The organism is Rhodococcus cercidiphylli, from assembly GCF_033042225.1.
GTDB lineage: Bacteria > Actinomycetota > Actinomycetes > Mycobacteriales > Mycobacteriaceae > Rhodococcoides.
The window spans coordinates 177,168-193,135 of sequence record NZ_JAWLKE010000003.1 but is presented as its reverse complement, the minus strand read 5'-3'; the positions used below and the strand labels follow the sequence as shown (position 1 = coordinate 193,135).

Genomic DNA, 15,968 nt, shown 5'->3' with positions numbered 1-15,968 from the left:
CGCGCGCGCGTTTGCGAACAGTGAAGGGTGAACAGCGAAGGGCGAACCCTCGAATTCAGCGCTGGTGGCGCGGTTTCCAGACCACCAGGGCGTTGCGTTGAATCGGCACCAGGTCGCGGCGGTAACTGGCGTGCACGTTGGCCAGATCCTGCGCCAACTCGGAAACCCGGGCCTGCAGTGCCTCGACCTGGTTGGTCAGTTCGATGATGCGCTTGATGCCGGCGAGGTTGACGCCCTCGTCCTGGGAGAGTCGCTGCACTTCGCGAAGCAGTGCGACGTCACGCGGTGAGTAGCGTCGACCGCCGCCGGTGGTGCGATGCGGGGTGACGAGCCCGAGTCGGTCGTAGGTACGCAGCGTCTGCGCATGCATGCCCGCCAACTGTGCCGCGACGGAGATCACGAAGACCTGGGCGTCGGGATCAGCTTGCCCGCCACCGGCTTTCGTAGATCCGCCCTCGGGAGGGACCGACATCACACACCTGCCCACCCGGCCCGCGGGTCGAATCCGCTGGCCTTCTCGGCTTCCAGATAGTTCTTCAGAGCGTCGGTAGCAGCATCGTCGAGTTTTTGCGGCACGGCAACTTTGACGGTCACCATCAGGTCGCCGGTACCGGACTTCTTCGGGACACCGCGTCCACGCACGCGCAGCACTCGGCCGTCGACGGTGCCCGGTGGCACCTTCACTCCGACGCGCCCCTCGAGGGTGGGCACCGACAGCGTTGTACCGAGCACCAGTTCTCCGTAGCTCACCGGAACGGTGACCGTCAGGTCGTCGCCTGTTCGGCCGAACACCTTGTCGGGCTTGACCCGAACGGTCACGAACAGGTCGCCGGACGGTGCTCCGCGCAAGCCGGCCTCGCCTTGACCGGCGAGTCGGACCTTCTGGCCGTCGCTGATGCCGGCCGGGACACGCACGGTGATGGTGCGGGTGCGGTTCTGCACTCCGGTGCCGCGGCAGTCGACGCACGGGTCGTCGATGATGGATCCGGTACCGCGGCAGTCGTCGCACGGCTCACTGAAGCCGAACGCGCCTTGGTTTCTGTTGACGACGCCTTGGCCGTTGCATTTGGGGCACACCCGCGGGCTGGTTCCGGGCTTCGCGCCGCTTCCGTGACAGGTGGTGCACGAGGACGGGCTGGTCAACCGCAGGGGAACCGTGACGCCCTGTGCCGCTTCACGGAACTGCAGCGAGGTCTCGGTTTCGACGTCACTGCCGCGTCGGGGTCGATTGTTCTGCGGCCGCTGCTGCGCGCCGCGGTTGAACAGGCCACCGAACAGGTCACCGATTCCGCCGTCGCCGCCGCCCTGGCCGAAGATGTCGCCGACGTCGAAGGTCTGTCCACCGCCGCCGAATCCGCCTGCGCCGGGGGAGAATCCACCTCCGCCACGGTTACCGAAACCACCGGAGGCGAACAGCTTTCGTGCTTCGTCGTATTCCTTGCGCTTGGCCGGGTCGGCGAGGACGGCATGCGCCTCACTGACCGCCTTGAACTTGTTCTCGGCCGAGGCGTTACCGGGGTTGGCGTCGGGATGGTTGTCCCGGGCCAACTTTCGGTATGCCTTCTTGATCTCTTCTGCAGTCGCGCTGGAGGAAACGCCCAGCTCCTTGTAGAAGTCCTTCTCGATCCACTCCCGCTGGCTCACCGGGCGTTTCCTCCTCTCGCGCTATTTCTTTACTGCTCGTCGGACGCGGGTGCATCCGATTCTTGTGTTGCACTGTCCACGACGCCGACCATCGCGGTCCGCAGAACGCGCTCGCCGAGCTTGTAGCCCGGACGCATCAGCGTTCCGACGACTGGACTGCTGCCGTCGCCCTCATGGGAGACAGCCTCGTGGATGGCCGGGTCGAAGGCGTCGCCCTCGGCTCCGAAAGTGGTCAGGCCGATGTTCGAGAACACCCCTGCCAACTTGTCTGCCACTGCCTTGAGCGGTCCGGTTTCGAGGTCGCCGTGCTGGCGGGCTCGCTCGAGGTCGTCCAGAACCGGAAGAAGCTGCGAGACGACGGACGCCTTCGCGTTCTCCGCTCCGGTCTGCTTCTCACGATCGGTGCGACGCCGGTAGTTGGCGTACTCCGCCGAGACGCGCTGCAGATCTGCGGTGAGCTCTGCAACCTGCGTGTCACGCGGGTCTTCCACTACGTCGCCGTCGACGGTCCCTTCGTCCACCGAGTCGGGCTGGGGCGCAGCCCCGGTGCCCACCAGGGGCTCCGGAACTGCGTCACCTTCCCGTACTTCACCGGTCTCGGGATCGATCTTTCGCTTGTCCACGAAAGTGACCGGTTCCTGCTCGGTGTTGTCCGACGTCACTTCTTGTCCGTGTCGTCGGCGGGCTCGTCGACAACCTCTGCGTCGACGACACCGTCGTCAGCGGCCTGCGCGCCACCCTCTGCGCCGCCCTGCTCCTTGGCCTGAGCCTCGTAGATGGCGGTGCCGAGAGCCTGCGACTCGGTCGAGAGCTTCTCCACGGCGGTCTTGACTGCCGAGATGTCGCTGCCCGCGAGAGCCGACTTGGCGTCGGCGATGGCGGTTTCGACGCGTCCCTTGAGCTCGGCGTCGACCTTGTCCTCGTTGTCCTTGACGAACTTCTCCGTCTGGTGGACGAGGGACTCGGCCTGGTTGCGGACCTCGGCCTCTTCGCGACGAGCCTTGTCCTCGTCTGCGTGAGCTTCCGCGTCGGCGACCATGCGGTCGATCTCTTCCTTGGACAGACCGGAGCCGTCCTGGATTTTGATCGTGTTTTCCTTGCCGGTGCCCTTGTCCTTGGCCGTGACGTGCACGATGCCGTTGGCGTCGATGTCGAAGGTGACCTCGATCTGCGGGACGCCGCGAGGAGCCGGGGGCAGCTCGGTCAGCTCGAAGGAGCCGAGAAGCTTGTTGTGCGAGGCGATCTCGCGCTCACCCTGGAAGACTTGGATCTGCACCGAAGGCTGATTGTCGTCAGCGGTGGTGAAGGTCTCGGACCGCTTCGTCGGGATGGTGGTGTTGCGCTCGATGAGCTTGGTCATCACGCCACCCTTGGTCTCGATGCCGAGGGACAGCGGCGTGACGTCGAGGAGCAGAACGTCCTTGACCTCACCCTTGAGCACACCGGCCTGCAGTGCAGCGCCGACGGCCACGACCTCGTCCGGGTTGACGCCCTTGTTGGGCTCGCGTCCACCGGAGAGCTCCTTGACCAGCTCGGAGACGGCGGGCATACGCGTCGAACCACCGACGAGCACGACGTGGTCGATGTCCTTGACGGCGATGCCGGAGTCCTTGACCACTGCCTGGAACGGCGCACGAGTGCGGTCGAGCAGGTCGGAGGTGATCTTCTGGAACTCCGAGCGGCTGAGCTGCTCGTCGAGGAACAGCGGGTTCTTGTCGCCGTCGACCGTGATGTACGGGAGGTTGATCGAGGTGCTCTGCCCGGAGGACAGTTCGATCTTCGCCTTCTCGGCAGCCTCACGCAGACGCTGCAGCGCCATCTTGTCCTTGGTCAGATCGATGCCGTTCTGAGCCTTGAACTTGTCGACGAGCCAGGTCACGATGCGCTCGTCCCAGTCGTCGCCACCGAGGTGGTTGTCGCCGGACGTCGCGCGGACCTCGACGACGCCGTCGCCGATTTCCAGCAGCGAGACGTCGAACGTGCCGCCACCGAGGTCGAACACGAGAATGGTCTGCTCGCTGTCGCCCTTGTCCAGGCCGTATGCGAGAGCTGCCGCGGTGGGCTCGTTGACGATGCGCAGGACGTTGAGGCCGGCGATCTGGCCGGCTTCCTTCGTCGCCTGACGCTGTGCGTCCTCGAAGTACGCAGGAACGGTGATGACCGCGTCGGTGATTTCCTCACCCAGGTAGGCCTCGGCGTCGCGCTTGAGCTTCTGCAGCGTGCGCGCGGAGATCTCCTGCGGGGTGTACTTCTTGCCGTCGATCTCCACGGTCCAGTCCGTGCCGACGTGGCGCTTCACGGAGCGAATCGTGCGGTCGACGTTGGTGACCGCCTGGTTCTTCGCGGGCTGGCCGACCAGCACTTCACCGTTCTTGGCGAAAGCGACGATCGACGGGGTGGTGCGTGATCCCTCGGAGTTGGCGACGACAACCGGTTCGCCGCCCTCGAGGACGGACACGACCGAGTTGGTGGTCCCGAGGTCGATACCGACCGCACGAGCCATAATGTTTCCTCCTGTTATTGCGTGGATTCAGTCCCTGGGTGAGCGAACTCCGCTCAAGTTTGCACAACGGGATCTTCTCCGTCAACTTCCAACTTGAGCCTCATCCACTCAAGGCTGCTGACCTGCACAACGGAGGGTGTGGCGAATTTGTTCCCCGGGGAGCGGCTGCGCGGCATGTGAGCGAAAACTCGACCCCTGCTACGAGGTTTCGTGCACGTGGGGCGAAGCCCCTCCACAGCAGTACGCCGCGACGATCACGGGGATCGTCGCGGCGCAGCGGGGAGAAAGTCAGTGCGGGCTACTCGCCTGCATCTTCGGCGGGCGGGGCGGGGATGCAGCTGTGGGTGAGCAGTCCACCGGTGATGTTGTCGAGGAAGTTCGCGTCGAGTGCGCTGGCGAAGGCTGCGGCACCGGCGGGGCGGGCCATCCATTCACGATCGACCGACGGCACGGTGTACGTGGCGGCTTCGCCTGCCTTGATGGTCGTCTCGGTGTTCTGGCCCTGCACGCCCGGCAGTGCGCCGTAGTTGACGTTGACGTTCGACGCGTCGTCCGCACCGACGTTGTCCACCTTGACCTGGAGTGCGACGACGCCGCCCTCGGGTGCGTCCTCGACCGTGGTGTCGCAGACGGCGGCCATGGTCACCACGAGGTCGGGGCTTTCGAGAACCACCGAGCCGAGCGGGCCGACGGGTTCGGGGGCAGGTTCGGCCGATGCGGCCGGTGCGAGGGCAACCGCACCGATGGCGGCGGCCAGAGCGGCCGTCGAGGCCAGGATCGATGTGCGGGCAAGACGTCGCATGAACAACTCCTGTAGCTGAAGGGGATGTGACTCATGAGTCTGATGTGACAGATGGGTCAGTTGGTACTCAACTCACTATGTCCTATCGGAATCCGACATTCCACACCAGGCGGTCTCGATTCGATGACGTTCGCATATCGAAGGAAAACGCCCCTGACGAATCACATCGATGTAGTTCGGAGTAGGTTTCACCGGTCGGTGAGCCAGGTTTCACCGGTCGCCGATCAGGGGAACCACAACCCTGCGGATCGGCCGCGCCCTACGTAGGGTTGAGGAAAAGCGAGGCTACGGAGGCACATGGATCCCGAAGTGCAGCACGAACCGAGCGAGATCACCTACGACGAGAAGTTCTATCCGGCTCGGCCGAAACCACTTCGACCTTCGGTGCGTCGCGCCAACAGGAGCAGCAGCCCCACACCCGACAGCGAACCGGTGGCCTCGAATCCCGAGTACGTGGACTGGCTCACCGAACAGTCGATGCTGCGCGACGCCAAGCTCATTGCCGAGCAACTCTCGGGCAAGGGCAGCATGTGGCAGAACCCGTACGCCGACCCCGATCCTCGCGCCGCCGTCGAGCGCGCACCGGTGTGGTTCACCGCGTATCCCATCTCGGTGATCAACGCCCCGCAGACGAGCTTCCTGAGCACACTCGGCGACGAGAAGCTGTGGCAGGCCTTCTCCGAAATCGGTGTCACCGCAGTGCATACCGGCCCGGTGAAGGTGGCCGGCGGCATTCACGGTTGGCGTCCGACTCCCTCGGTCGACGGCCACTTCGACCGCATCGGCATGCAGATCGACCCCGCGTTCGGATCGGAAGAAGAGTTCCGACGCCTCTGCGTGGTGGCGTCGGCGTACGACGGCATCGTGATCGACGACATCGTGCCCGGACACACCGGTAAAGGTGCGGACTTCCGGCTCGCCGAGATGGCCGTCGCGGACTACCCCGGCATCTACCACATGGTCGAAATCGAACCGCAGGACTGGCATCTGTTGCCCCGAGTGCGAGCCGGAGCCGATTCGCAGAACATCGACGCCGAGGCCGAGGCCAATCTCGCCCGCGCCGGATACATCATCGGCCAGCTGCAGCGCGTGATCTTCTACGAGCTCGGCGTGAAGGAAACCAACTGGAGCGCAACACCTCCCGTCGTCGGCATCGACGGCGTCGAGCGTCGCTGGGTGTACCTGCACTACTTCAAGGCCGGTCAGCCGTCGATCAACTGGCTCGATCCCTCTTTCGCCGGCATGCGACTGGTGATCGGCGACGCGTGCCATTCCATCGCCGATCTCGGTGCAGGCGCATTGCGGTTGGACGCCAACGGTTTTCTCGGTGTGGAGCGTCGAGCCGAAGGCCCGGGCTGGTCCGAGGGCCACCCCCTGTCCGAGGCGGCGAACCACTTGATCGCCAGCGTGGTGCGCAAGATGGGTGGGTTCACCTTCCAGGAGTTGAACCTGACGATCGACGACATCAAGGCCATGGGTGAAAACGGTGCCGACCTGTCGTACGACTTCATCAATCGCCCGGCCTATCAGCACGCGCTCGTCATGGGAAACACCGAGTTCCTCAGGCTCACCATGACTCTGGCGCGCGATCACGGCGTCGACACGGCGTCTCTGGTGCACGCGTTGCAGAACCACGACGAGATGACGTTCGAGCTCATCCACTTCGCCACCTTGCACGCCGAGGACGAATTCACCTACGGCGGCGAGGCGGTCAAGGGCAGCGATCTGGGCGACCGGATCCGCGGTGAGCTGACCGATCGACTCACCGGGCGCTGGGCACCGTACAACCGGACGTTCACCACCAACGGAATCGCCTGCACCACAGCAAGTGTGATCACCGCATCGCTCGGGATCCGCGATCTGGACCGGATGGACGAGCGAGACATCGAGACGGTCAAGCGGGCCCACTTGCTGCTCGCGATGTACAACGCGTTGCAACCGGGCGTGTTCGCACTGTCCGGCTGGGATCTACTGGGCATCCTGCCGATCGACGCCGAGGAGGTCGACGACCTCATCCGCGAAGGCGACACCCGCTGGATCAACCGCGGCGCGCACGATCTGATGGGGTACTTCCCCGAGGCCGTGCGCTCCGAATCCGGCATCCCCCGCGGGCGCAGCCTGTACGGCTCGCTCCCGGAGCAGCTGGCGGATCCGCAGTCGTTCGCCCGCCAGTTGGCACGAATCATCGAGTTGCGCAAGAAGTTCGGTATCGCTACCGCCCAGCAGATCGACATCCCGACCGTATCGCACAAGGGTCTACTGGTGATGGTGCACGAACTCGGGCAGGGAACCATCCAGGCGACGGTGCTCAACTTCTCGTCCGAGGAGATCAGCGCGACCATCCAGTCGAAGCACCTGGTGCCCGGCACCACGGCCGTCGACGTATCGGACGACAACGAGATCGCCACGGTGGACGAACTGAACAGTTTCCCGATGACGCTGCGCCCGTACGAGGGTGTGCCGGTGGTGCTGCGCTGAGACCGCAGGGCTCCCCCACCGACGGATAGACTCCTGCCCGTGGCCGAAGAACAGAACGACCCGACATCGCGGAGGCCCATGCCTCCCCGTCCGCAACCACCGCGGCCCGATGTTGCCGTCGAACCGCTGCGGCCACGGCAGGAGCCATCTCGGTCGGTCCTACCCAAGGTCGCGACCGTGCTGTGGACTCTGACAGCGGCACTGATCCTCGCGTTGGCCGCCGCCATCGCGCTGAATTGGGAGTCCGTGCTCTCCGGCGTCGAATCTGCGGTGTCACAGCAGGATTCGACGGCAAGCGCCGCCGACGTCCGCAACACCGCCTCGGCCACACTGCTGTCCAGCGGTGCCGCAGCAGCGGTGCTCGTGTTGCTGGGATTCGTCGCACTCAATCTGCTGCGCAACGCGGCGACGTCGTCGAAGGTCCTGATGGGAGCGGTCGGAATCCTGACCATCGGAGCGGCAGTCACGTTCTCGACCTTCGTGTCCGACGCCTCCGCACTGCTCGGCGGCGTTCTGCAGTGGGGGCCGTTCGTCGTGGCGGGCACGGCTGTCGCTGCGACGATCGTGGCCCTCCTGCCCCGGGGATCCTCACGCAAGTGAGGCGAGTATTCCTTCCGCGCTGCGGGCCGCCGTGGCACACGAGGTCGAGGTGAATCGGTCCAACAGTGGATGCGAGGACAGTGCTCGCCACTTGTGTACCGCCGCAAGCGCGGTGTCGCGCTGTTGCGCGTGACCGGCATCGGGAGGCAGGTCGAGGCGTTCGGTGGCGGCGATGCCGAAGCCGCCGATGATGCGCTGCAGCTCGAGCAGTCCGCCGTCGGGCAGTTTCGGTGTGGTGGATCGCAATCGGCCGAGCAGACGCAGTTCGGCGAAGCCGTGCACATCGGCGAGCATTCGCCCGGCTTCGGTACGCAGCGCATGCGATTCCGGACGGAACTCCAGAATTCGTTGCAGGGCAACCAGAGCCGAGTGCAGCTTCAGTTGGTCGGCGCGTTGACCGAATTGCACGTCGATCACCGACCGGAGTTCGGTCAGCCCGCTGCGCTCGACCAGCTCGGCGGCCAGCGTGGGTGAATCGCGTACCCCGAGTCGAATCAACGTCACGGCCATCCGAATACCGAACAGCCCGAAACGGTCGACGATGCTGGCTCGCAGCGCTGCGTCGACCGGTAGCGTGCTTTCCGCACGTACGAATCGATCGGCCGAGAGCATCGCCAACTGCAGATCCTCGGTCGGCACCGTGGCCAACATCTCGAATGCCGAGAACTCGTTCTGCCGCAACGTTTCCGCACCGAGCGCCAGCAGACCCGCGACCGGAACCACCGCCTGGCACAGGCCGGTGGCCTCGAGTTCGGACGCGAATCGCGCGGCGACTTCCTTGGCCGACATCATCGCGTCCATCCGCCCCGACCCCACCTCGTCGGCGCGCGAGACGACACCGATGACTCCGAGCGGCCCCGAATCACCGCCCACGTGCGCACCGATCTGCCCGAGAAACGACACGTCGGTCGCATTGAGCGTGCGCAGCAGATAGACGACGGCGTCTGCACCCGAGGACGAGTTCTCGGGCGTGAGCATCGCCAACGTGCGCGCCGACACGTCTCGCGAGAGCGACGAGGTACCGGGAGTGTCGATGATCGTCGTCTGCGCCAGAGCACTTGCAGGCCATTCGACGTCCAGTCGGTCGACCTGCGCGGCCGTCAACGACCCGAGATCGAAGGTCAATCGTCCGTCCCGCCGTTGCACCGGGACGTTCGCAGCCCGGTCACCGTCGTACCAGGCCGTGACGGCGGGAGCGACGCCGTTGCGGTACCACGTGACGACCTTCGTGCACTCCGTTGCGTCGGTGGGAGCAATGTCCTGCCCGACAAGCGAATTGAGCAGTGTGGACTTGCCGGCCTTGAGCGATCCCGCGAGTGCCACCCGCAGCGGCTCGTCCAAGCGGTACAGGCATTCGTCGAGCATCCAGGATGCCTCGGCATCACCGGAGTACGTCGATCGTGCCGCCGAGATGAGGTCGCGTGCCCTGGCCAGAGCCGTCACGCTCATACCGCGACGTCCTTGACGAGTCCCACTGCCCGAGCATTCAGTTCGGCCACCACGCGCATGTCGTTCTCCAGCGCAGCGATGCGAGCAGCGCGGTCGGTGTTGTCGGCGGCGGCGGCTTCCTGCGCCGAGCGCAGCGACTCGTTGAGCGACCGCAGCGTCTGCTCGGCGATGGACGTGAAGTGATCACGCAGCACTCGCTGAATCTGCCGCAGCCGGTCCTTGGACTCCTTGCCCACCTGGAAGCTGACGTCGTCGGTGAAACGTCTGATCGCGATCTTGGCCTCGGAACGCCGTTGTTTGACGCGGTTCTCCTTGTCCTCCTTGTACGCCTTGGTGCCGAGCAGCACACCCGCGCCGATGGAGATCGGATTGAGCAGACTCAACCCGACGAACGTGGTGATCAGGCCGAACATCAACACACCGCCGTAGGATCCGCGCATTCCCACCAGCACCTTCTGCGTGATTCCGATACGACCGGATTCCAGATCGGCCAACGACGAGACGGGATCGAGGACGTTGTCCAGATCGCCGACGTCGAGATCGGGTAGCGCTGCCGCCCCGGAGGACGCGAAGTGTTCGGCCACCAGCTCCGAAAGCCACAGCGCCCGTTCGTGAGCCCAGACGAAATTGTCGCCCACCGACGCAGCGATCTGTTCCTCGAGCCACTCGCCGAGCTGCGGCCAGTCCTTGCCCGGATCCCCCTCGTCGACGGTTTCCTCGGCTTCCCTGGTGACGCGTCGCAACCGGTCGCGCAGGTCGTGATCGATGTCGGACGCGAGATCGGCGATACCGTCCCCGAGTGTCTGCTGCCACTGCGACGAGCGCTTGTGCAGCTCCTCGGCGGCGGCCTTGGCGCGCTGCAGCCCCGCGACGGCCGCGGCAGCGCGCTCCGGATCCTTCAGTGCCGCAAGCTCACTGCCGAACGACAGCGTCAGATGCTCGGTGACCGAACGGACGTCGAGCGAGACCGACGAGCGTGCCAGCACATCCGCCCGGGCCACCACGTCGTCACGCAGGAACGCGTAGAGCTGCTGAAAGCCGGACTCGGCGTTGAGCTCCTCGTCGTTCAAACGCAGTGCGTGCGAACGCAACAGAGACGACACCGGCAACATCTGCACGTCGATGCCCGCGCGGTCCAGGTGTCCACGATTGGCCTCGACGATCTGCCGCCAGTGCGGATAGAGATCGATCTTGGTGATCAGCACCGCCACGGCCGGGCACAGCCCCTGTACCTGACGCAGAAACGACAGTTCCGGCTCGGTGAATTCGCGGGAGGCGTCGGACACGACGAGCACCGCGTCGGACGACGGAATGAGCCCCAATGTTCCTGCAGCGTGCGGATTTCCGTGACCACCGACACCGGGGGTGTCGACCAGCACCAGACCGTCGGCGAGCAGCGGGCTCGCCACCCCGATGTCCAGACGCAACACTTCCCGGCCCTGGGCCAGCGGACTGGCCGGGGTGACCGTCGTGATCTCCTCGGCCGGAACGTCCACTCGGATCGGTTCGTTGCCGGGATCGGCGAGTACGAGCTGCGCGGAAAGGCTCTCGGCGTTGGACACCACCGTCGGGATGGCGGTGGTTTCGTCGTCTCCGACCGAGCACACCGTCAGGTTGAGCAGTGAGTTCACGAACTGGCTCTTGCCCTGCTTGAGCGGTCCGACCACGATGATGCGTCGACGTGGATCCAACACTCTCGAGCGCGCCGCCTGGACTCGATCCACCAGGTCGGATCTTCCCGCCGATGTCGCCACCGCCGCGGTACGGCTCAGTAGCTCGGCCAGCTCCGTAGATTGCCCGTCCATACGCTCGTGTTCACAACCGTTCTCGTCGACTTCCGCAGTACCAGGTCATGCCGCAGGCTCGAAAAACTCCTGCGCGCCCCGAACGAACTCTAGCGACGACTCGGCCCCGAGTGCTGGCGAACACTCGGGGCCGAGTCATGTCGTTGTCTACCCGCAGGCGAACGATCAGGGCTGCATCGGGTCGATGTCGTGATCGACGGTCACATGTCCCAGAGAGTCGGCTGCCGAATCCACCGAACCGTGCAGGCCGGACTCGCTGAACAAGCTCGACTCGGTCTCACCCTGTCCGAAGACGTCCGAGTCGACGCTCGACCAGCCGGTACCGGTCGCGGTAGCCGAGGAATCGAACGAGCTGGAGGAATCGAACGATCCCGACGCCGCCGAGGAGAGGCTGCCGCCGGCGTCTGCCAGTCCCTCGACACCCGACTGCAGGCCACCGGTGAGGCTGCCCGCGGCCTGGCCACCGATGTCGGCAGCGGAATCAAACCCGCCGCCCGCGGAAGCCGCAGCGTCCGCACCAGCATCCAAACCCGCACCCACAGTGGACGCGAAGTCGCCTCCGATCGAGGCACCGGTGTCGAGTCCCGCTCCGACGTTCGATGCGATCTCGCCGCCCACCGAGGTGCCGGCGTCGACGACTCCGCCCGCGGCACCTTCGAGGCCACCGGCAACCGAGCCTGCAGCTCCCGCGGCACCTTCGAGGCCCGCACCTGCGGATGCTGCTGCGTCGAGCCCGGTGCTGATGCCACCGGAGACGGCTCCTTCGAGGCCTGCACCGGCCGAAGCCGCAGCATCCACGCCGCCGGCGACGCCGCCCGCAACTCCGCCTGCGATTCCGCCGCCGAGGCTGCCGAGTCCGGCCAGACCACCGGTCAGGCCTGCACCGGCTTCACCCACACCGGCGAGTCCGCCGGCCACATCTGCACCCACGTTTCCGACGGCCGCCAGGCCACCGGTCACATCAGCTCCGACGTTTCCGACGGCTGCCAGGCCACCGGTCAGATCAGCACCAGCGTTTCCGACGGCCGCCAGGCCACCGGTCAGATCAGCTCCGACGTTTCCGAGGCCTGCGAGTCCTCCGGTGAGGCCCGCGCCAACTCCGCCGAGTCCGGCCAGGCCGCCCGACAGGTCTGCGCCCACTCCGCCGACTCCGGCGAGTGCTGCTTCGACGGTTCCCGAGAGGTCTGCTCCGGCTGCGACCGCTGTGTCGATCGCGCCGACGAGGCCTGCGCTGACATCTGCTCCGGCTCCGAGTGCGGCTCCGAGGTCGAGTGCGGCGCTGGTGTCGAGTACCGATTCGAGTGCGGTTCCGAGCTGAGCCCCGGCTGCACCGCCGACGCCGAATGCCGTACCGAGGACGCCTTCGAGTCCGCCTGCCACTCCGCCTTCGAGTCCGCCGGCCAGTTCGCCGCCGATGCCTGCTGCTGCTCCGATGGTGCCGTCGAGTGCTGCGTCGAGAGCGGCGGTGAGGCTGCCCACTGCGCTGGTGTCGAGGTCGAGTGCGGTTCCCAGTGCGCCGCCGACCACTGCGCCGACGCTGCCGCCTGCAGCAAGCAGGGCGTCGACGTCGAGGTCAGCGAGGACTCCGGCGTCGAGGACGGCTCCGAGTGCGCTACCGATCGAGCCTGCGATGGCACCGTCTGCCGCGAAGAGGCCGCCGAGGCTCGCGCCGACTCCACCGGCGATGTCGCCGACCAACGAGCCACCGGCTCCCAGTGCGCCGTCCAGTGCAGCTCCGATGTCGGTGGTCAGATCGGCTCCGATGGTTCCGAGTCCGCCGAGTGCGCCGCCGATTCCCGCGGTCAGAGCGGCACCGAGGTCACCTGCGATGTCCAGTCCGGCTCCGGCACCGAGTACCGCGTCGAAGACTCCGCCGAGAGCGGCACCGAGATCGGCTCCGACGCTTCCGCCGACTCCGAAGGCCGCACCGAGAGCGCCGGCCAGGCCGCCCTGGATGTCGGCCAGTGCGCCGAGGTCGACGGCACCGGTCGCGCCGATAGCGGCGTCGAGTGCTGCCTGCAGCTGTGCGGCGATGTCTCCACTGATCTCGCCGCCGATGCCTGCGCCTGCTCCGATCAGTCCGGTGAGTGCAGCGCCGAGCCCGACGGTTCCGCCGAGCAGACCGTCGAGGTCCAGATCCAGGCCGCCACCGAGTCCGAGGCCGCCCCCGATCCCGGCACCCGCGCCGAGCAGGGCGTCGAATGCGCCGCCGAATGCAGTGCCGAGCTCGAGACCGATCTGGCCTCCGACTGCCAATGCTGCGGCCAGTGCTGCCTGCAGGGATGCCTCGATCTCACCCGCGACGTCGATTCCGCCGGTCAGGCTGCCGCCTGCTGCGAGTCCGCCGCCTGCCACCGCGCCTGCTGCAAGTCCGAGCCCGGCCGACAATCCGCCGCCGAGGCTCGCGCCGCCGGCGAGGGCGCCGTCGAGGCCTGCGGATCCGCCTGCGCCCAGGATGGCCGAGAGCTGGCTGCCTGCACCGGCGAACAGTCCCGACTCGGCGACCAGGGGTGCCACGGCGACGATGTCGGCGTGGGTGACGTCGCCGAGTCCCGCGGCGGCCAGCGTCATCTCGGGGTTGGCGCAGTAGGCGGCTGCAGCCTGGTCGTCGCGCAGCAGGCCGAGAATGAAATCGAGTACGGCGTTGGTAGCCATCGTGGGTCTCCTTGACGAGTGGTGCTTCGTGGTTGATCACAACGCTAGGCACCGAAGAGCCCCCGCCCAACGGGGCGGATCCCCCCACTCCCCCGGGGGTTGCCAGGGGACTTCGGTTAGGGGATCTCGGCGCTTTAGGGGATTTCACTCGTTGTGCGCTCTAACCTGCTGTGAGACGTAACGAATAATCGACCACTGCCGACAGTGCGTGTGACGGCAGTAGTACTGACGGCAGTGCGAGACGAAGGCGGCGACACCACGATGAACGCAGGGCTCGGCATACGTATCGGTTCGGTGACGGCTGTGGCTGCTCTGGACACCGAACCCGTCACCTCGGTGGTCAAGCGTTCGGCACTCGACCTCCGTCCGGGCGAGGCCCCGCGTCTGGCAGAGCTCTGGGACCGTTCGACGCGGAATCTGATCAGCGGATTCGCCGACCGGGTGGGCGATCCGGTGGAACTGATCGACGACGACGGCCGCAGTCACCGCGCCGAGGACCTGTACGCCACCGCTGCTCGCGCACTCGTCGCCGAGGTCTCCGCCGGGACCGATGCCGCTCCTACCGTCGTCGTCACCCACCCCACTCGCTGGACGGCGTACACCGCCGAGGTTCTCGGTGAAGCACTGGAGCGCGCGGGACTCGCCGACGTCACGCTGGTACCGGAGTCCGTCGCCACGATGCGGTGGCTCGAAGTGACGCGCGGCCCACAGGCCGACGGCTTGGCCGTGGTCTACGACCTGGGCGCGACTGCACTCGACGTCACGCTGATGCGCACCGGCTCCGAGGCAGGCACCGTCGGAACCGGGGTGCATTCGGAGGAGTTCGGCGGAGCGCAGTTCGATCACGCGATCATGCAGTACGTCCTCGACACCGTCTCGGGAAGCCAATCCTTCGAGTTCGATCCCTTCGACCCCGATACCGTCGGCGCACTCGTGGAACTGCGGGCCCGCTGCGGCGAGGCGAAGGAACAGCTGTCCTACGACACGTCCACGTCACTGACGGTCGACCTCCCGGGCCTGCACACCGAGGTGCGCCTGGTGCGCTCCGAGGTCGAAGAACTGGTGCGCGCATCACTGCTGGGGTCGATCGGGGTGGTACGCGACGCCGTCACGGCCGCGGGCCTCGACGTCTCCGACGTCGACCAGGTGGTACTCGTCGGTGGCAGTTCGGCCATCCCACTGGTCGCCGAGCTCATGTCGTCCGAGCTGCGAGCACCCGTGGTAGCCGGACCGCGACCCGAGCTGACCGTCGCAGTCGGTGCCGCGATACTCGGCAGCGACATCGCCGACGCGACCGCCTCCGACAACGCCGCGGCACTGGCTGCGATGCCCACCACGGCCGTGGCGTCCGCTGCGGCGGCCGCCCCGATGCCTCGCCCCACTCCCCGGCCCGCGCCGACGCCCACCGCCGTCGAATCGGACTCGGGAATGTCCGGTCGCAAGAAAGCCGGTGTCGTGGCCGGATCCGTCCTCGTTCTCGCGCTTCTCGCCGGCGGAGGCCTGTCGGTGGGCACGGCATTGACTTCCGACAACACCACTCCGGCCGAATCGAACGCGGACACCTCGATCTCGAGCACCGAGACACCGGGAACCAGCGCTGCGGTGGCCGATGCCGCGACGACGACGCCGGCCACCGGTGAGAACGGTGCTGCCGCAACCGGTTCCGAGGGTGCGCCGACCACGGTGGTCAACGCCGACGGCACGGTGACGCAGATCGATCCGGCCACCGGTGCTCCGGTCGCGGGATCCCCGGCCCCGGCCCCGGCCGACAACGGCGCGGCCACGGTGCCGACCATCCCGTCGGTCGCCGCTCCGACCGTTCCCAACTACCAGCCTCCGGCGGTGCAGGTTCCGCAAGCACCGAGCGTGCAGGTTCCCAGCTACCAGGGTCCCACCCTCGGCGATGTCGGACAGGGTGTCGGTGACGGACTCGGCGGAGTGGTCGGCGGCGTCGGTGACGGACTCGGCGGTGTCGTCGGCGGCGTCGGTGACGGGCTCGGCGGAGCCCTCGGCGGCTTGACCGGCCGATAGG

Annotated in this window: 11 protein-coding genes; 3 read left to right on the top strand and 8 right to left on the bottom strand. The window is 66.7% G+C overall.

Annotation, left to right across the window (positions count from 1 at the left end):
- Nucleotides 1–55: 55 nt before the first annotated feature.
- The 5 genes from R3P95_RS08005 to R3P95_RS07985 form a co-directional block, all read right to left on the bottom strand.
- Nucleotides 56–472, bottom strand: coding sequence for a heat shock protein transcriptional repressor HspR (locus tag R3P95_RS08005; RefSeq protein WP_068055906.1), 417 nt, complete (start codon nucleotides 470–472; stop codon nucleotides 56–58).
- Nucleotides 472–1,644, bottom strand: a complete 1,173-nt coding sequence (dnaJ, locus tag R3P95_RS08000; protein WP_317547929.1) for a molecular chaperone DnaJ — start codon at nucleotides 1,642–1,644, stop codon at nucleotides 472–474. The genes R3P95_RS08005 and dnaJ overlap by 1 nt, the downstream gene beginning before the upstream one ends.
- Nucleotides 1,645–1,673: 29 nt before the next feature.
- Nucleotides 1,674–2,306, bottom strand: coding sequence for a nucleotide exchange factor GrpE (grpE, locus tag R3P95_RS07995; RefSeq protein WP_283347409.1), 633 nt, complete (start codon nucleotides 2,304–2,306; stop codon nucleotides 1,674–1,676).
- Complete coding sequence (gene dnaK / locus R3P95_RS07990; protein WP_269594981.1) at nucleotides 2,303–4,147, bottom strand: molecular chaperone DnaK; 1,845 nt, start codon at nucleotides 4,145–4,147, stop codon at nucleotides 2,303–2,305. Before dnaK ends, grpE begins: the two co-directional genes overlap by 4 nt.
- Before the next feature lie 298 nt (nucleotides 4,148–4,445).
- The gene (locus tag R3P95_RS07985) at nucleotides 4,446–4,949 is read right to left on the bottom strand and encodes a Pro-kumamolisin, activation domain family protein (RefSeq protein WP_149407357.1); all 504 of its coding nucleotides are present in this window, start codon (nucleotides 4,947–4,949) and stop codon (nucleotides 4,446–4,448) included.
- Between the two features lie 297 nt (nucleotides 4,950–5,246).
- Here R3P95_RS07985 and treS point away from each other — a divergent pair, with 297 nt between their 5' ends.
- Both treS and R3P95_RS07975 read left to right on the top strand, forming a co-directional pair.
- Nucleotides 5,247–7,427: a maltose alpha-D-glucosyltransferase gene (gene treS, locus R3P95_RS07980; RefSeq protein WP_283347411.1), complete on the top strand. Its 2,181-nt coding sequence runs from the start codon at nucleotides 5,247–5,249 to the stop codon at nucleotides 7,425–7,427.
- Nucleotides 7,428–7,466: 39 nt separating this feature from the next.
- Nucleotides 7,467–8,027, top strand: coding sequence for a hypothetical protein (locus R3P95_RS07975; RefSeq protein WP_317547928.1), 561 nt, complete (start codon nucleotides 7,467–7,469; stop codon nucleotides 8,025–8,027).
- Here the strand turns inward: R3P95_RS07975 and R3P95_RS07970 are convergent.
- The 3 genes from R3P95_RS07970 to R3P95_RS07960 form a co-directional block, all read right to left on the bottom strand.
- The gene (locus R3P95_RS07970) at nucleotides 8,016–9,476 is read right to left on the bottom strand and encodes a dynamin family protein (protein ID WP_317547927.1); all 1,461 of its coding nucleotides are present in this window, start codon (nucleotides 9,474–9,476) and stop codon (nucleotides 8,016–8,018) included. The two genes, R3P95_RS07975 and R3P95_RS07970, sit on opposite strands and share 12 nt — an antisense overlap.
- On the bottom strand, nucleotides 9,473–11,281 hold the full coding sequence (locus R3P95_RS07965) for a dynamin family protein (RefSeq protein WP_317547925.1): 1,809 nt from the start codon (nucleotides 11,279–11,281) through the stop codon (nucleotides 9,473–9,475). Before R3P95_RS07965 ends, R3P95_RS07970 begins: the two co-directional genes overlap by 4 nt.
- Nucleotides 11,282–11,446: 165 nt before the next feature.
- On the bottom strand, nucleotides 11,447–13,936 hold the full coding sequence (locus R3P95_RS07960) for an IniB N-terminal domain-containing protein (protein WP_317547923.1): 2,490 nt from the start codon (nucleotides 13,934–13,936) through the stop codon (nucleotides 11,447–11,449).
- Between the two features lie 210 nt (nucleotides 13,937–14,146).
- On the opposite strand from R3P95_RS07960, the gene R3P95_RS07955 reads away from it, so the two are divergent.
- Nucleotides 14,147–15,967: an Hsp70 family protein gene (locus R3P95_RS07955; protein ID WP_317547921.1), complete on the top strand. Its 1,821-nt coding sequence runs from the start codon at nucleotides 14,147–14,149 to the stop codon at nucleotides 15,965–15,967.
- Nucleotide 15,968: the final 1 nt, after the last annotated feature.